Here is a 14,994-nt window from a genome sequence, read left to right on the forward strand (position 1 = left end):
GCCTCCCCGGGACGTGTCAGGACACCGAGACGACCGGTGCGCCGGCCTGCGCGTCGTTCTCGGGCGCCGGCATCGACTCCGCGATCCGCATGGCCTCCTCGATGAGCGTCTCGACGATCATGGCCTCGGGCACGGTCTTGATGACCTCGCCCTTGACGAAGATCTGCCCCTTGCCGTTGCCGGACGCGACGCCGAGGTCCGCCTCGCGGGCCTCGCCCGGGCCGTTGACGACGCAGCCCATGACCGCGACGCGCAGCGGGACCTCCATGCCCTCGAGCCCGGCGGTGACCTTCTCGGCCAACGAGTACACGTCCACCTGGGCACGTCCGCAGGACGGGCACGAGACGATCTCCAGCTTGCGCTCGCGCAGGTTGAGCGACTGCAGGATCTGCAGGCCGACCTTGACCTCCTCGACCGGCGGCGCGGACAGCGAGACCCGGATGGTGTCCCCGATCCCCTGGCTCAGCAGGGCGCCGAACGCCGTGGCGGACTTGATGGTTCCCTGGAACGCGGGCCCCGCCTCGGTCACGCCGAGGTGCAGCGGCCAGTCGCCGCGCTGCGAGAGCAGCTCGTAGGCGCGCACCATCACGACCGGGTCGTTGTGCTTGACCGAGATCTTGAAGTCGTGGAAGTCGTGCTCCTCGAACAGGCTCGCCTCCCACACGGCCGACTCGACGAGGGCCTCCGGCGTCGGCTTGCCGTACTTCTCGAGCAGCCGCTTGTCGAGCGAGCCGGCGTTGACGCCGATGCGCAGCGAGGTGCCGTGGTCCTTGGCGGCCTGGGCGATCTCCTTCACCTGGTCGTCGAACCTCTTGATGTTGCCGGGGTTCACCCGGACGGCCGCGCAACCCGCCTCGATCGCCGCGAACACGTACTTCGGCTGGAAGTGGATGTCCGCGATGACCGGGATCTGGGACTTCTTGGCGATGATCGGCAGCGCGTCGGCGTCGTCCTGCGTCGGGCAGGCCACCCGGACGATGTCGCAGCCAGATGCCGTGAGCTCCGCGATCTGCTGGAGCGTGGCGTTGATGTCCGTCGTCTTCGTCGTCGTCATCGACTGGACGCTGACGGGCGCGTCACCGCCGACGTACACGTCGCCGACCCGGATCTTGCGGGTCTTCCTGCGCGGGGCGAGCACGGGGGCGGGAGCGGCAGGGATGCCGAGGTTCACTGCAGTCACGACCCCAGTATCGCGCGTCCTGGGGCGTGCTACGCACGCGGGAGGCGGACGTCACCTCGTCGGGCCGCGGCGGTCACACGAACTTCACAGGAGGCGGACCGGATCGACGAGGTCGGCGACCATGAGGACGGCTCCCACGCCGACGAGCACGACGAACACCACGTAGGCGACCGGCATCATCTTGGCGACGTCCGCCGGGCCGGGCAGGGTGGCACCCCGGACGCGCGCGACGGTGCGCCGCGCGCCCTCGTACAGGGCGTTGACCACGTGGCCCCCGTCCAGCGGCAGCAGCGGGATGAGGTTGAACATGAACAGCGCGATGTTGAGCGCCGCGAGCAGCATGAGCATGAGCTGCATGCGGGCCAGGACCGTGTAGTCCTCGGCCCCGGCGGCGTCGACGGCGACGCGACCGACGCCGACGACGGACATGACCGAGTCCTGGGCGCGCGGCTCGTCGGTGAACGCCTGGTAGGCCGCGTCGTAGATGCGCACCGGCAGGGTGGCGATCGCGTGCGCGGTGCCGGAGACCTGCATCCACACGGCCTCGGGCACGCTGGAGGCCGGCAGCGGCTGCCGCTCCACGCTCGAGGACACGCCCAGCAGCGCGCCGTCGACCATGACGGGCTCGCCGTCGTCGCCCGTCACGGCGTACCCCTCGTCGTCCGTCAGAGGACGCTCCGCGGGGGTCGGCGTGACCTGCAGCGTGACCTCCTCGCCGTCGCGCAGCACCGTGAGCGGGACGTCCTCACCGGCGCGGTCGTTCACCATGCCGACCAGCTGGGACCATTCCTCGACCGGTACGCCGTCGAACGACACGACCTCGTCGCCGGGCCGGACCCCGGCGGCGGCCGCCGCGGAGTCCTCACCGACGTCCGCGACCGTCGTCGTCGCCGCGGGCATCCCGATGCCGAGGAACACCACGGCCAGCAGCACGACGGCGATGACGAGGTTCATCACGGGCCCGCCGAGCATCACCACCAGCTTCTTCGGCGTGGAGAGGTGGTAGAACGCCCGGTGCTCCTCCCCCGGCCGGATCTCGCTGACGCTGGCGTCGCGCGCGTCGGCCACGACCCGGGCGAAGAAGCCGTCGCGCGGACGGCTGCCGGCCGGCGCGGGCGGCATCATCCCGACCAGGCGCACGTACCCGCCGAGCGGGATCGCCTTGAGCCCGTACTCGGTCTCGCCCTTCGTCCGCGACCAGAGCGTGGGACCGAACCCGACCATGTACTCGCTGACGCGCACGCCGAACTTCTTGGCCGGCACCATGTGGCCGACCTCGTGCAGCGCGATCGAGACGAGGATGCCGAGCACGATGACGACGATGCCGACGACGACGGGAAGGATGTCCACGCCTGCCAGCGTAGGCGACGTTCCTGGGTGCGCGGGGCGCCCCGTGCGCCGGGCGGCTCAGCTCCGGGCGAGCAGCTCGTCGGCGCGGCCCCGGGCCCAGGCCTCGACCGCCTCGACGGTCTCGAGCGTGACCTCGGCCGGTGCGACGCCCTCGTGCTCGCCCAGCACGCGTTCCACCGTGTCGACGATGTCGCAGAACCCGACCCGCCCGCTCAGGAAGGCCGCGACGCCCTGCTCGTTCGCGGCGTTGTAGACCGCCGGATGGGTGCCCGACGCCGCGGCGGCGGCCCGCGCGAGCCCGACGGCCGGGAAGGTCGCGTCGTCCAGCGGCTCGAACGTCCAGGTCGTCGCCTGCGACCAGTCGCACGGCGGGCTGACCACGTCGAGCCGGTCCGGCCAGGACAGGCCGAGGGCGATGGGCAGGCGCATGTCCGGCGGCGACGCCTGGGCGATCGTGGACCCGTCGCAGAACTCGACCATCGAGTGCACCACCGACTGCGGGTGGACCACGACCGTGATGTCGTCGGTCGGGACGTCGAAGAGCAGGTGCGCCTCGATCAGCTCGAGCCCCTTGTTCATCAGGCTCGCCGAGTTCACGGTCACGACCGGGCCCATGGCCCACGTCGGGTGGGCGAGCGCCTGCTCGGCGGTGACCGCCTTGATCTCGTCCCGGGTGCGGCCGCGGAACGGCCCGCCCGAGGCCGTGAGGATCAGCCGACGGACCTCGCTGCGGGCGGGCGAGTGGGCACCGCCGCGCAGCGCCTGGGCGATGGCGGAGTGCTCCGAGTCCACGGGCACGATCTGGTCGGGGGCGGCGAGCGCCTTGACGAGCGGACCGCCCACGACGAGCGACTCCTTGTTCGCCAGCGCCAGCGTGGAGCCGGCCTCGAGCGCCGCCAGCGTCGGTCGCAGCCCGACCGAGCCCGTGATGCCGTTGAGCACGACGTCGGCGCCGCGGCCGGCCACCTCGGTGGCGGCCTGCGGTCCGGCGAGGACCTCGACGTCGTCGGCGCGCGAGCCCAACCGGGTGGCCAGGGCCGCGCGCAGGTCGTCCGCCCGCGCGGGGTCGGCCACCGCGACCGTCCGCACGGCGAGCGCCTCGGCCTGCTCCGCGAGCAGACCGACGTCGGAGCCTCCGGCGCTGATCGCCTCGACCACGAACCGGTCGGGATGGGCGGTGACGACGTCGATGGCCTGCGTGCCGATCGAGCCGGTCGAGCCGAGGAGGGTGACGGTGCGAGGAGAGCTCATGGCGTCATCCTCGCAGTCACTCGACGCCGAGCAGCACCTCGATGGCCCGCGCCAGGAACTTGTCCACCGACGCCTCGCCGTAGGCGTCCGCACCCTTGGCCCGGCCGAAGGTGGCCGAGCGCACCTCCGCGGCCGTCAGGGGCTCCTGCCGGTCGAAGTACCCCACCAGGCGGTCGCACAGCGCGTCGACGTCATCCATGTCGTAGCCCTGCTGGCCGCGCTCCGCCGGGGCGAACTTGGCGCCGTCCGGGCGGCCCAGCCGGCCGTACAGCGTGCGAGCGCGCTCCGCGAGAGCGCCCATCCACGCCTCCTGCCCGTGCTGGTTGACGAAGTCGGCCCGCTGCCGGGCGATGAACGCACCCTCCAGCCGGTCGAGGGCGGCGTCGACCTCGTGCGTGTTGTACCCGCCGCGGACGAGCTCGAACGTCGACGTCGCGATGTCCGCGTTCGTCATCGGCTCCGGCGTCCGACCCTCGTACGCCTGACGCGCGTGGTCGAAGAAGTCGTCGACCTCGTCCGGGTCGTACCCGGAGCGCATCTTCGACACGGTGGAAAAGAGGGTGCTGCTCACTCGTCGTCCTCCTCGGCGGCCAGCTGCCCGCAGGCGCCATCGATGTCGCTCCCACGGGTGTCACGGATCGTGGTGGGGATGCCGTGCCCGCGCAATCGTGCCACGAACTCGTCCTCGACGGAACGCTCGCTGGCCGTCCAGATGGACCCCGGGGTGGGGTTCAGCGGGATGGGGTTGACGTGCACCCACCCCCGGCCCCGGGCGTTGAGCTTCTCGCCGAGCAGGTCCGCACGCCAGGCGTGGTCGTTCATGTCCTTGATCAGCGCGTACTCGATCGACACCCGGCGCCCGGTCACCTCGAAGTACCGGCGGGCGGTGTCCAGGGTCTCGTCGACGCTCCAGCGGGTGTTGATGGGCACCAGCTCCGAGCGCAGGTCGTCGTCCGGGGCGTGCAGGCTCAGCGCCAGCGTCACGGGGATGCCCTCGTCGGTGAGCCGGCGCATCGCGGGGACGAGACCCACCGTGGAGACGGTGATGTTGCGGGCCGACATGCCCAGGCCCTGCGGCGCCGGCGCGACGAGCGCCCGCACCGTCTCGATGACCGCCTTGTAGTTGGCCAGCGGCTCGCCCATGCCCATGAACACCAGGTTGTTCAGCCGGGCGGGGCCGCCGGGGATCTCGCCCCGGTCCAGCGACCGGAACGCCGCCCGCACCTGCTCCAGGATCTCCGCCGTGGACAGGTTGCGGGTCAGGCCCAGCTGACCCGTGGCGCAGAACGGGCAGGCCATCCCGCAACCCGCCTGCGACGACACGCAGAGGGTCGTCCGGTTCGGGTAGCGCATCAGCACCGACTCGACCTTGGCGTCGTCGAAGAGGTGCCAGAGCGTCTTGACGGTGGTGCCGCCGTCGGCCTCCATGCGCCGCGTGGGGCGGATCAGTGGCGGGAACATCGTCGTGGCGAGCGCGTCCCGGGTCGACTTCGGCAGGTCCGTCATCTCGGCAGGGTCCGAGGTGAAGTGGGTGAAGTAGTGGGCCGCGAGCTGCTTGGCGCGGAACGGCTTCTCGCCCATCTCCACGACGGACGCGACGCGCTCGTCGGGAGTGAGGTCCGCGAAGTGCTTCGGCGGCTTGCCGCGACGCCTCGGCGCCATCTGCAGCGGAAGAGGCTTCGTCTCGTCGGACGGCCGGACGGCGGGGACGCCGAGCGCGGTCGTGGTGCGAGCGGTGGGTGTTGCCATGACGATTCCTTCGGGGCTCAGACGGTCGCCTGCAGGACGAGGTACACGAACGGCGCGGTGACGACGAGCGAGTCGAGTCGGTCCAGCACGCCCCCGTGGCCCGGGAGGAGCGAACCCATGTCCTTCAAGTCTAGGTCGCGCTTGATGAGGGACTCGGCGAGATCCCCGGCGGTCGCCGTGACGGCGGTCAGCACGCCGAGACCGACGCCGACCCACCACGGTGCGTCCAGCACCAGCAACGCCCCGGCGACGCCGACGACGACCGCCAGCAGCACCGAGCCGCCCAGCCCTTCCCAGCTCTTCTTCGGGCTCACCGACGGCGCGAGCGGGTGCCTCCCGAAGAAGACGCCGGCGACGTAGCCCCCGACGTCGTTCGCCACCGCGAGCAGCACGAAGAGCACCACGCGGAGCTCACCGTCCGGCTCGTCGAGGATGAGCAGGACGAAGCCCGCCAGGAACGGCAGGTAGGTGGCGGCGAAGACGCCCGCCGAGGCGTCCCGCAACGCTCGCGGGCCGGAGCCGTCGAGCACGCGCCAGACCACGACCGCGCCGACCGTGAGCACGAACGCCACGAGCAGCGCCTCGGGTCCGGCCGCGTAGGCCGACACCGCCATGCCGGCGCCCCCGACGAGCAGCGGCGTCAGGGGGATGGCGATGTCACGCCGTGCGAAGGCCTTGCGCAGCTCCCACAGCGCCGCGCTCTGCGCCAGGATCACGAACGCGACGAACGGCTCCGGCCGGAACCAGAGCGAGGCCGCGAGAGCGACGAGCAGGCCGACTCCGACCGCGACGGCCGCCGGGAGGTTGCGCCCGGCTCGAGAGGGTCCGCGCTGCGCGTCGACGGATGACATCAGACCTCGAGCAGCTCGCTCTCCTTGCCGGCGAGGAGCTGGTCCACGAGGTCGACGTGCTTCTTGGTCAGCGACTCGAGCTCCTTCTCCGCACGCGAGCCCTCGTCCTCGCCGACCTCGCCGTCCTTGACCAGCCGGTCGATCTGCTCCTTGGCCTTGCGGCGCACGCCGCGCACCGAGATCCGCGCGTCCTCCGCCTTGGTCTTGGCGAGCTTGACGTAGTCCCGGCGGCGCTCCTCGGTCAGCGTCGGCATGACGATGCGGATCGAGTTGCCGTCGTTCGACGGGTTGACGCCCAGGTCGGACTCGCGCAGAGCCTTCTCGATCGCCGCCATCGACCCCTTGTCGAACGGTGTGATCAGGACCGTGCGCGCGTCCGGGATGTTGAACGAGGCGAGCTGCTGCAGCGGCGTGGGAGCGCCGTAGTAGTCCACCTCGATCGAGGAGAACATGCCGGAGTTCGCACGGCCCGTGCGGATACCGGCGAACTGCTCCTTGGCGAACTCGATCGCCGTGTCCATCTTCTCCTCGGCCTCGAGGAGGGTGTCGTCGATCACCCGGTGCTCCTTGTTCGTGAGATGTGGCTTCGTCAGGACGACTCAGCGGGTCGTGACCGAGGTCCCGATCTTGTCGCCGAGCAGTGCACGGGTCACGTTACCGTTCTCCTCCAGCCCGAAGACGCGCATGTGCACGTCGTTGTCGCGGCACAGCGAGAGCGCGGTGGCGTCCATGACGTTCAGGCCACGGACGAGCGCGTCGGTGTACGTGAGGTGGTCCAGCTTCTCCGCGGCGGGGTCCGTCCGGGGATCCGCGCTGTAGACGCCGTCGACACCGTTCTTGCCCATCAGCACCTCGTCGCAGTGCGTCTCGAGGGCGCGCTGCACGGAGACGGTGTCCGTGGAGAAGTACGGCATGCCGGCCCCGGCCCCGAAGATGACCACGCGGCCCTTCTCCAGGTGCCGGATGGCGCGCAGCGGGATGTACGGCTCGGCCACCTGCCCCATGGTGATGGCCGTCTGCACACGCGTCTTGACGCCGTCCTGCTCGAGGAAGTCCTGCAGCGCCAGGCAGTTCATGACGGTGCCGAGCATGCCCATGTAGTCGGCGCGCGCGCGGTCGAGGCCGGCGCGGGAGAGCTCGGCGCCGCGGAAGAAGTTCCCGCCGCCGACGACGATCGCGACCTGCACGCCCTGCCGGACGGCGTCACCGATCTCCTGCGCGACGCGACGCACGACGCCCGTCTCCAACCCGACGTTGCCTCCGCCGAACGTCTCGCCCGAGAGCTTGAGCAGCACCCGTCGCGTGCCGGTCTCCCTGTGCGGGACCTGCGTGGCGACGAGCTGGTCCTGATCGATCTGGGTCATGCCACCGTCCGTCTCTGTGCACGCCCGGGACGATCTGCCCGGGGTCGGTCTCCTCGCGCATCCTGGCACCGGATGCGCGCGCCCGCTCTCCGGCGGTCCATCCCGGACGCGAGCGAGCATGCGACGGCCCGGCCGCACCAGGGGGCACGACCGGGCCGAGGACGCGTCAGTTGCCGACGCGGAAGCGGACGAAGGCCTGCAGCTCGCCACCGGTGGCGGCGACGTGCTTGGCGACCGTCGTCTTCGGGTCCTTCGCGAGGGGCTGGTCCAGCAGGACGACCTCCTTGAAGAAGCCGTTGAGCCGACCCTCGACGATCTTGGGCAGCGCCGCCTCGGGCTTGCCCTCGTTCTTCGAGGTCTCCAGCGCGATCTCGCGCTCCTTGGCGACGGTGTCCGCCGGGACGTCGTCACGCGTCAGGTACGTCGGCGCGATGGCGGCGACGTGCTGGGCGACGTCCTTCGCCACGGGCTCCGCGGCCTCGTCGGTGACCACGAGGACACCGATCGACGGCGGCAGGTCCTTGGCGGTCTTGTGCAGGTACGCCGTGACCTTCGGGCCCTCTACACGAGCCACGCGGCGCAGGACGATCTTCTCGCCCATGGTCGCGCCCCGGACGGCGACGAGGTCGGCGACCGTCCCGCCCTCGGCGGGCGCGGCGAGCGCGGCGTCGAGGTCGGAGGCCCCGGCCGCGGCGACGGCCTCGAGCACGGCGTCGGCCAGCGCGATGAACTGCTCGTTCTTCGCGACGAAGTCCGTCTCGGAGTTGAGCTCGATCATCGTGGCGGTCTGCCCGGCGTCGCCGTCGGAGACCTTCACGGCGACGAGGCCCTCGGAGGCGGCGTTGCCCTCGCGCTTGGCCGCGCGGGCGAGGCCCTTCGTGCGGATGATCTCGATGGCCTTGTCGGTGTTGCCGTCGGCCTCGTCGAGCGCCTTCTTGACGTCGAGCATGCCGGCACCGGTGCGCTCGCGCAGGGCCTTGATGTCAGCGGCGGTGTAGTTCGCCATGGGGGGATGTCCTCCGTGCTGGTGTCGGTGTGCGGTGAACCGGCGGGCCGGGCGTCTGACGCCCGGCCCGCCGCCGATCACTCGGACTTCTCGGTCTTGGCCTCGGCCTCGGGCTCGGCCACGGCGACGGCCTCGGCCGCCGGAGCGGCGTCGGCGCCGGGGGCGACCGCGTCCTCGGCACCCGCGGCGCCCTCGGTCGCGGCGGCGTCCGGAGCCTGCTCGGCGGCCTCCACGGCGTCCTCGGCCTTCTCGGCCTCGGTCTCGGCACCGGCGAGCAGCTCGCGCTCCCACTCGGCCAGCGGCTCGGCCTCGGTCTCGGCGGTCGCGCCCTTCTTGCCGGAGGCGCGCTGCATCAGGCCCTCGGCGGCCGCGTCGGCGACGACGCGGGTGAGCAGCGTGACGGAGCGGATCGCGTCGTCGTTGCCCGGGATCGCGTAGTCGACCATGTCCGGGTCGCAGTTCGTGTCGAGGATCGCCACGACCGGGATGCCCAGCTTGCGCGCCTCGTCGACCGCGAGGTGCTCCTTGTTGGTGTCCACGATCCACACGGCCGACGGCGTCTTGGCCATGTCGCGGATGCCACCGAGCGTGCGGGCGAGCTTGTCCTTCTCGCGGCGCAGGACGAGCAGCTCCTTCTTCGTCAGGGACGAGGAGGCGACGTCGTCGAAGTCGATCTCCTCGAGCTCCTTGAGGCGCTGGAGACGCTTGTGCACGGTGGTGAAGTTGGTGAGCATGCCACCGAGCCAGCGGTGGTTGACGTACGGCATGCCGACGCGGGCGGCCTGCTCGGCCACGGGCTCCTGCGCCTGCTTCTTGGTGCCGACGAACAGGATGGTGCCGCCGTGGGCGACGGTCTCCTTGACGAACTCGTAGGCGCGGTCGATGTACGACAGCGACTGCTGGAGGTCGACGATGTAGATGCCGTTGCGCTCGGTGAAGATGAACCGCTTCATCTTCGGGTTCCAACGGCGGGTCTGGTGCCCGAAGTGGACACCGCTCTCGAGGAGCTGGCGCATGGTCACGACGGCCATGACTGGTCCTTTCGCCGCGCGGACCCGGGATCCTCCCGGTGACCGCGCGCATCAGGTGACCGCCGTCGAGGGCGGTCACGGTGCTTCGGTTGTCGGCGGCGGGCATCCGGCCCGGCACCCCTGGCAACACGCCGGGTCTGCACCGCCGTCCCCGGAGGGACGCACGGACCGCTGCAGGCTCGGCCGTGCCCACCTCGGCCCTGCGAAGGCCGGAGGGGCACGTGCGTGATGCGCGATGTCGACCGCTGCCTGCCTCGTCCCGGCAACCGACGAGGTGGTCGGGAGGCGGGAACGACGCGTGGGCAGCACTGGTCGCAGCAGGAAGTCTACCCGACGAGGCTCTCGGGGCGGACCGGTCACGGGGGTGGTGCCGCTCACCCGGTCGGCACCCACGACCGTTGCCGTCCACAGGATCGTCGAACCCGTCGACGACAACGGCTGCGGCGGGCCAGCCTCGCAGGATGCCACGCTTCGCTCGGACGTCCCCCGCTCACCTCCACGCCGTGCTCGCCACCGCCCTGACCGTCCTCGCGCTCGTGGGCGCGTCGGCGACCACCACGGTCCAGGCCGCCACCGGCAGCACGCCGGGCGCTTGGCAGCCGCCCACCCCGGGCGACGTGGTCCGACGGTTCGACCTGCCTGCCCGTCCCTGGCTTCCCGGGCACCGCGGGATCGACCTCGCCGCCCCAGCCGGGACTCCCGTCGTCTCGCCGGCACCGGGTGTCGTCACGTTCGCCGGGCAGGTCGGCGGCAAGCCCGTGGTCGTCGTGTCCCACGGCGACCTGCGCTCGACCCTCGAACCCGTCGAGCCCGGCACGCGGGTGGGCGACCACGTCCACGCCGGCGGGCTCGTGGGCCGGGTGGCAGCGGTCGGCGGCTCGTCGCACTGCGCGCCGACCGGCTGCCTGCACTGGGGCGTGCGTCGCGGCACGGCGTACCTCGACCCCCTCGCGCTGCTCGGACGCGCCGCGCCGATCGTGCTGCTGCCGCTGCCCACGGCATGATCCGCCGCGCGAGACGCTCACGCCCGGGGGAACGCCTGGCGGAAGACCTGCTGGAGCCGTTCCGCATCGACGTGCGTGTACCGCTGCGTGGTCCCCAGATCGGCGTGCCCCAGCACCTCCTGCACCGACCGCAGGTCGGAACCACCGGCCAGCAGGTGCGTCGCCGCGGAGTGGCGCAGGTCGTGCGGCGCGATGTCGTCGACGCCCGCGGCGGCGGCGAGCCGGTGCACGTGCTCGCGCGCCTGGCGCTGCCCCCACCGGCCACCGCGGTCACCGAGGAGCAGCGCCGGCGGGGAGTCCGCACGGTCCAGCTCGGGGCGCCCCCGCGCCAGCCAGGCAGTCACGGCGCGGGCCGCGGGCACACCGAACGGCACCACGCGCTCCCGGCCGCCCTTGCCGAGCACCCGCACGAGCCGCTCACGCAGGTCCACGTCGCGGACGTCGCAGGCGACGAGCTCGCCGATCCGCACGCCTGAGCCGTAGAGGAGCTCGGCCGCGGCCCACACCCGCAGCGCGGTCGGCAGCTCCCCGGCCTCCGCCTCCTCGGCCAGCTGCCGCGCCGTGTCGAGCAGCTGCGCCGCCGCCTCGGTGGACAGCACGGTGGGCAGGGTGCGAGAGATCCGCGGGTTGGCCAGGCGGACCGACGGATCGGACGAGATCAGCCCTTCCCGGTGCGCCCACCGCAGGAACGCCCGGACGGCGGCGCTGCGCCGCGCGAGCGTCGCCCGGGACAGTCCCCGGTCCGCCTGCGTACCGAGCCAACCGCGCAGCACGCCGAGGTCGATCTCGTCGAGCCCCGAGATCCCGTGCCGCACGGCGTACCGCAACAGGCCCGTGACGTCGGCCCGGTACGCGCGCCGCGTGTGCGCCGAGTGGCCACGCTGGGCAGCCAGGTGCCGCGTGAAGCTGTCCACCGCGTCGGCGAGCGCGGTGGGCAACGGCGGGACGTCCGGGCTGGTCATCACCGCCAGTGTGCCGCGCCGAGGTGGGGCGACTGCGCAGGTGGCACGGCGTTTCGCCCCGCGGTCTCAGCGGCGTCCTCCCGTGCCGCGCCACCGCGGACCGTCGCGTCGGGTGAGCCCGCGCCGGTCGAGCGCACCGAGCACCGACACGACGCGCCGCGGTGGCAGGCCGGCCGTCCGCGCCAGGGCGTCGACCGTGGCTCCGGAACGCACCGGCAACGCGTCGAGGACGAGCAGCTCGTCGGGACCCAGACCCGCCCGCGGGTCGCTCCGGGGACCGGCGTCGTCCGGGTGAGCGGGAGCGGCGTCGGCACCGAGGTCCCCCGCGAGCTCTGCCGCCTCGTCGGCGTCGGAGACGCAGACGGCCGCCCCGTCCCGGAGAAGTCCGTGGCAACCGGTCGAGGCCATCGACGTCACCGGTCCCGGCACCGCGCCGACCGGCCGGGAGATCTCTACCGCGCGCCGCGCCGTCGACAGCGCACCCGACCGGCGGGCGGCCTCGACCACCACCGTGGCGCCCGTGAGCGCGGCGATGACGCGGTTGCGGGAGAGGAACCGCTGGCGGAACGGCGCCGACCCGGGCGGTACCTCGCTGAGGACCGCGCCACCGGACCCGACGACCCGTCGCAGGAGGGCGTTGTTCCCCTGCGGGTAGAACCTGTCGACCCCGCCGGCCAGCACCGCGCACGTCGCGCCACCGCTCGCGACCGCCCCGCGGTGCGCCGCGGCGTCGATGCCGTAGGCGCCCCCGGACACGACGGTGAAACCACGGTCGACGAGCCCCGCCGCGAGATCCTCCGCGACCCGCTCGCCGTAGGACGTGGCCGCGCGCGCACCGACCACGGCCACCGACCGCCGCGACCAACCGGCCACATCCGTGCTGCCGCGCACCCACAGCGCGAATGGCGCGGCGACACCCAGGTCGTCGAGCCGTCGCGGCCACCGCGGGTCCGCCGGGGTCAGCAGCGCCCCCTCGTACTGGTCCAGGACGCGCAGCTCGCGCCGCGGGTCCAGGCTCGCCAGACGCTGCGACCAGCGCCCGACGGCGTCGACGAGACGCTGCAGCGTGCACTCCTGCACGGCCGCGGCGAGCCGACCCAGCTCCTCCCCGCGCAGCACCCGCGCGGGGTCGTCGGCCGCCTCCAGCAGCCAGGCGAGTGCGCCGGCCGCACCGAGGTGCGCGACGAGAGCTCCGGCGACGGCGTCGCCGGGTTCGGCCAGCCGGCTCCAGGCGGCGGCGGCCAGCACCGGATCCTCGGCGTCGAAGCGGACGCGGACCCGGGGACGCAGCGGTTCCAGGTCGAACAACGGCTCACCCACGGCGCTCACCCGTCCGGAACATCATCGCGGCGTCGACGTCGGCCGTCGTCGGGGCCTCGCGCCCGTCCAGGTCCGCGACCGTCCAGGCGACCCGCAGCAGCCGGTCCGCGCCGCGCATCGACAGGTCGCCGGCGTCGATCTGCCTCTCCACCTGGGCGAGCACCCCGGGCTGCCCCCGGAGACGGCCCCGCACCCACGGCCCGGGGAGCTCGACGTTGGTGCTCCACCCGGTGCCCGCCCAGCGTTCGCGGGCGGCCGCACGAGCGTCGCGCACCCGCTCGGCCACGACGGCGCTGGGCTCGCCGCGCCCACCCAGCACGCGTTCCGCCCGGGTGAGCCCGGCGAGGTGCACCTGGAGATCGACCCGGTCGAGCAGCGGCCCCGACAGCCTGCCCACGTAGCGACGGCGCGCCGTGGGCGTGCACGTGCACTCGAGCCCGGCGTTGGTGCTCGCCATCCCGCACGGGCACGGGTTGGCCGCCAGCACGAGCTGGAACCGGGCCGGGTAGCGCGTCGCCCCGCCGCTCCGGTGCAGGACGAGCTCGCCGGCCTCGAGCGGCTGGCGCAGGGTCTGGAGCACGCGGGGCGCGAACTCGGGCGCCTCGTCGAGGAACAGCACGCCCCGGTGCGCCCGCGACACGGCACCCGGCCGCGCGAGCCCGGTGCCCCCACCCACGATGGAGCTGGGCGTCGCCGTGTGGTGCGGGTCCTCGAAGGGTGGCCGCTGCAGGAGCCCGCCGCCCGGGTCGAACGTCCCGGCGACCGAGTGCACGCCGGTCACCTCCACGGCCTCGGCCTCCGTCAGGTCCGGGAGGATCCCGGGCAGGCGGGCGGCCAGCATCGTCTTGCCCGCGCCGGGCGGTCCGATCATCAGCAGGTGGTGCCCGCCCGCGGCCGCCACCTCGAGCGCCATGCGCGCCTCGCTCTGGCCCACCACGTCCTGCAGGTCACCCACGGGTCGGCGGGGCACCTCCGCGCGGACGCGAGGCACTGCCACGACGTCGTGACCGCGGTCGAGCGCACCGCCGTGGAGACGCACCACGTCCGCCAGGTGCACGGCCTCGTGGACCGTCGCACCGGGCACGAGACGCGCCTCGGCGGCGTCCGCCGCCGAGACCACGACGTCCCCGCACCCGCCCGCGACGGCCGCCGCCACCGCCGGCAGGACACCACGGACGGGCTGCAGGCGTCCGTCCAGCCCCAGCTCGGCGAGGTGCACGACGCGCTCGAGGCCGTGGTGGGGCACCACGCCGGCCCCGGCCAGCACGGCCACGGCGACGGCGAGGTCGAACCCCGTCCCGGACTTGCGCAGGGACGCCGGTGACAGGTTGACGGTGATCTTGCGCTGCGGCCAGGCGATCCCGCTGGACAGCACGGCGGCACGGACCCGGTCCCGCGACTCGGCGAGCGCAGCGTCGGGCAGTCCCACCAGCGTGAATCCCGGCACGGAGGCCGCGAGCTGGGCCTGCACCTCGACGACGTGGCCCTCCATCCCGGTCAGCGCGACGGAAGCCGTGGTGCCCAGCCCCGTCACAGGACACCCTGCAGGTGCTCGACCTGGGCGGCACCGGACCGCGGCAGCACGACGGCCACCACGTCGATGCGCACCTCGCACCGCGGGGCCGAGCGGCTGTGCAGCCACTCCCCCGTCAGGCGCCTGATCCGCTCGAGCTTCACCCGCGTGACCGCCTCGGCCGGGTGGCCGAACGCCGTCCCGCGCCGCGTCTTGACCTCGACGACCACGAGGGTCTCTCCCTGGCGCGCCACCAGGTCCAGCTCACCGCGGGTACCGCGCCAGTTGCGCTCGATCACCTCGTACCCGCGCTCGGTCAGGTAGCGCGCAGCCACCCGCTCTCCGTATCGCCCCACGGCGTCCTTGGCCAGCACGGAACCACCTCCGCGCACCACGGTGGCGGGTTGTCGCGG

Annotated in this window: 15 protein-coding genes; 1 reads left to right on the top strand and 14 read right to left on the bottom strand. The window is 73.0% G+C overall.

Annotated elements, in window-relative coordinates; translation table 11 throughout:
* Window positions 1–16: 16 nt before the first annotated feature.
* From ispG to rpsB, 10 genes are all read right to left on the bottom strand, one after another.
* Window positions 17–1,180, bottom strand: a complete 1,164-nt coding sequence (gene ispG, locus BCL65_RS11405) for a flavodoxin-dependent (E)-4-hydroxy-3-methylbut-2-enyl-diphosphate synthase (RefSeq protein ID WP_106268105.1) — start codon at window positions 1,178–1,180, stop codon at window positions 17–19.
* 84 nt (window positions 1,181–1,264) lie between these two features.
* A complete protein-coding gene (locus BCL65_RS11410; protein ID WP_106268107.1) occupies window positions 1,265–2,530 on the bottom strand; it encodes a M50 family metallopeptidase in 1,266 nt (421 codons plus the stop codon).
* Window positions 2,531–2,587: 57 nt separating this feature from the next.
* A complete protein-coding gene (dxr, locus tag BCL65_RS11415) occupies window positions 2,588–3,781 on the bottom strand; it encodes a 1-deoxy-D-xylulose-5-phosphate reductoisomerase (protein ID WP_106268109.1) in 1,194 nt (397 codons plus the stop codon).
* 16 nt (window positions 3,782–3,797) lie between these two features.
* On the bottom strand, window positions 3,798–4,352 hold the full coding sequence (locus BCL65_RS11420) for a DivIVA domain-containing protein (protein ID WP_106268111.1): 555 nt from the start codon (window positions 4,350–4,352) through the stop codon (window positions 3,798–3,800).
* Entirely contained in the window at window positions 4,349–5,443 is a 1,095-nt protein-coding gene (gene rlmN / locus BCL65_RS11425) for a 23S rRNA (adenine(2503)-C(2))-methyltransferase RlmN (protein WP_219885657.1), read from the bottom strand. The genes BCL65_RS11420 and rlmN overlap by 4 nt, the downstream gene beginning before the upstream one ends.
* Window positions 5,444–5,547: 104 nt before the next feature.
* Window positions 5,548–6,381, bottom strand: coding sequence for a phosphatidate cytidylyltransferase (locus tag BCL65_RS11430; protein ID WP_106268114.1), 834 nt, complete (start codon window positions 6,379–6,381; stop codon window positions 5,548–5,550).
* Complete coding sequence (gene frr / locus BCL65_RS11435) at window positions 6,381–6,938, bottom strand: ribosome recycling factor (RefSeq protein WP_106268115.1); 558 nt, start codon at window positions 6,936–6,938, stop codon at window positions 6,381–6,383. Before frr ends, BCL65_RS11430 begins: the two co-directional genes overlap by 1 nt.
* Window positions 6,939–6,980: 42 nt before the next feature.
* Entirely contained in the window at window positions 6,981–7,745 is a 765-nt protein-coding gene (gene pyrH, locus BCL65_RS11440; RefSeq protein WP_243401016.1) for a UMP kinase, read from the bottom strand.
* Between the two features lie 166 nt (window positions 7,746–7,911).
* Complete coding sequence (tsf, locus tag BCL65_RS11445; protein ID WP_106268117.1) at window positions 7,912–8,751, bottom strand: translation elongation factor Ts; 840 nt, start codon at window positions 8,749–8,751, stop codon at window positions 7,912–7,914.
* Between the two features lie 77 nt (window positions 8,752–8,828).
* Window positions 8,829–9,782, bottom strand: a complete 954-nt coding sequence (gene rpsB / locus BCL65_RS11450; protein WP_106268119.1) for a 30S ribosomal protein S2 — start codon at window positions 9,780–9,782, stop codon at window positions 8,829–8,831.
* 461 nt (window positions 9,783–10,243) lie between these two features.
* On the opposite strand from rpsB, the gene BCL65_RS11455 reads away from it, so the two are divergent.
* Window positions 10,244–10,786, top strand: coding sequence for a murein hydrolase activator EnvC family protein (locus BCL65_RS11455; RefSeq protein WP_106268121.1), 543 nt, complete (start codon window positions 10,244–10,246; stop codon window positions 10,784–10,786).
* Window positions 10,787–10,803: 17 nt separating this feature from the next.
* On the opposite strand, the gene BCL65_RS11460 is transcribed toward BCL65_RS11455, so the two are convergent.
* The 4 genes from BCL65_RS11460 to BCL65_RS11475 all read right to left on the bottom strand — a co-directional run bounded on the left by BCL65_RS11460 (window position 10,804) and on the right by BCL65_RS11475 (window position 14,955).
* Window positions 10,804–11,748, bottom strand: a complete 945-nt coding sequence (locus BCL65_RS11460) for a tyrosine recombinase XerC (protein ID WP_106268122.1) — start codon at window positions 11,746–11,748, stop codon at window positions 10,804–10,806.
* 66 nt (window positions 11,749–11,814) lie between these two features.
* The gene (dprA, locus tag BCL65_RS11465) at window positions 11,815–13,068 is read right to left on the bottom strand and encodes a DNA-processing protein DprA (protein WP_106268308.1); all 1,254 of its coding nucleotides are present in this window, start codon (window positions 13,066–13,068) and stop codon (window positions 11,815–11,817) included.
* Entirely contained in the window at window positions 13,061–14,602 is a 1,542-nt protein-coding gene (locus BCL65_RS11470) for a YifB family Mg chelatase-like AAA ATPase (RefSeq protein WP_258176969.1), read from the bottom strand. The genes dprA and BCL65_RS11470 overlap by 8 nt, the downstream gene beginning before the upstream one ends.
* Window positions 14,599–14,955 (bottom strand): YraN family protein, encoded by a 357-nt coding sequence (locus BCL65_RS11475; protein WP_106268124.1) that lies wholly within the window; start codon window positions 14,953–14,955, stop codon window positions 14,599–14,601. Before BCL65_RS11475 ends, BCL65_RS11470 begins: the two co-directional genes overlap by 4 nt.
* Between the last annotated feature and the right edge of the window lie 39 nt (window positions 14,956–14,994).

The sequence above is a fragment of the Isoptericola halotolerans genome, from assembly GCF_003003075.1.
Classification (GTDB): Bacteria; Actinomycetota; Actinomycetes; order Actinomycetales; family Cellulomonadaceae; genus Isoptericola; species Isoptericola halotolerans_A.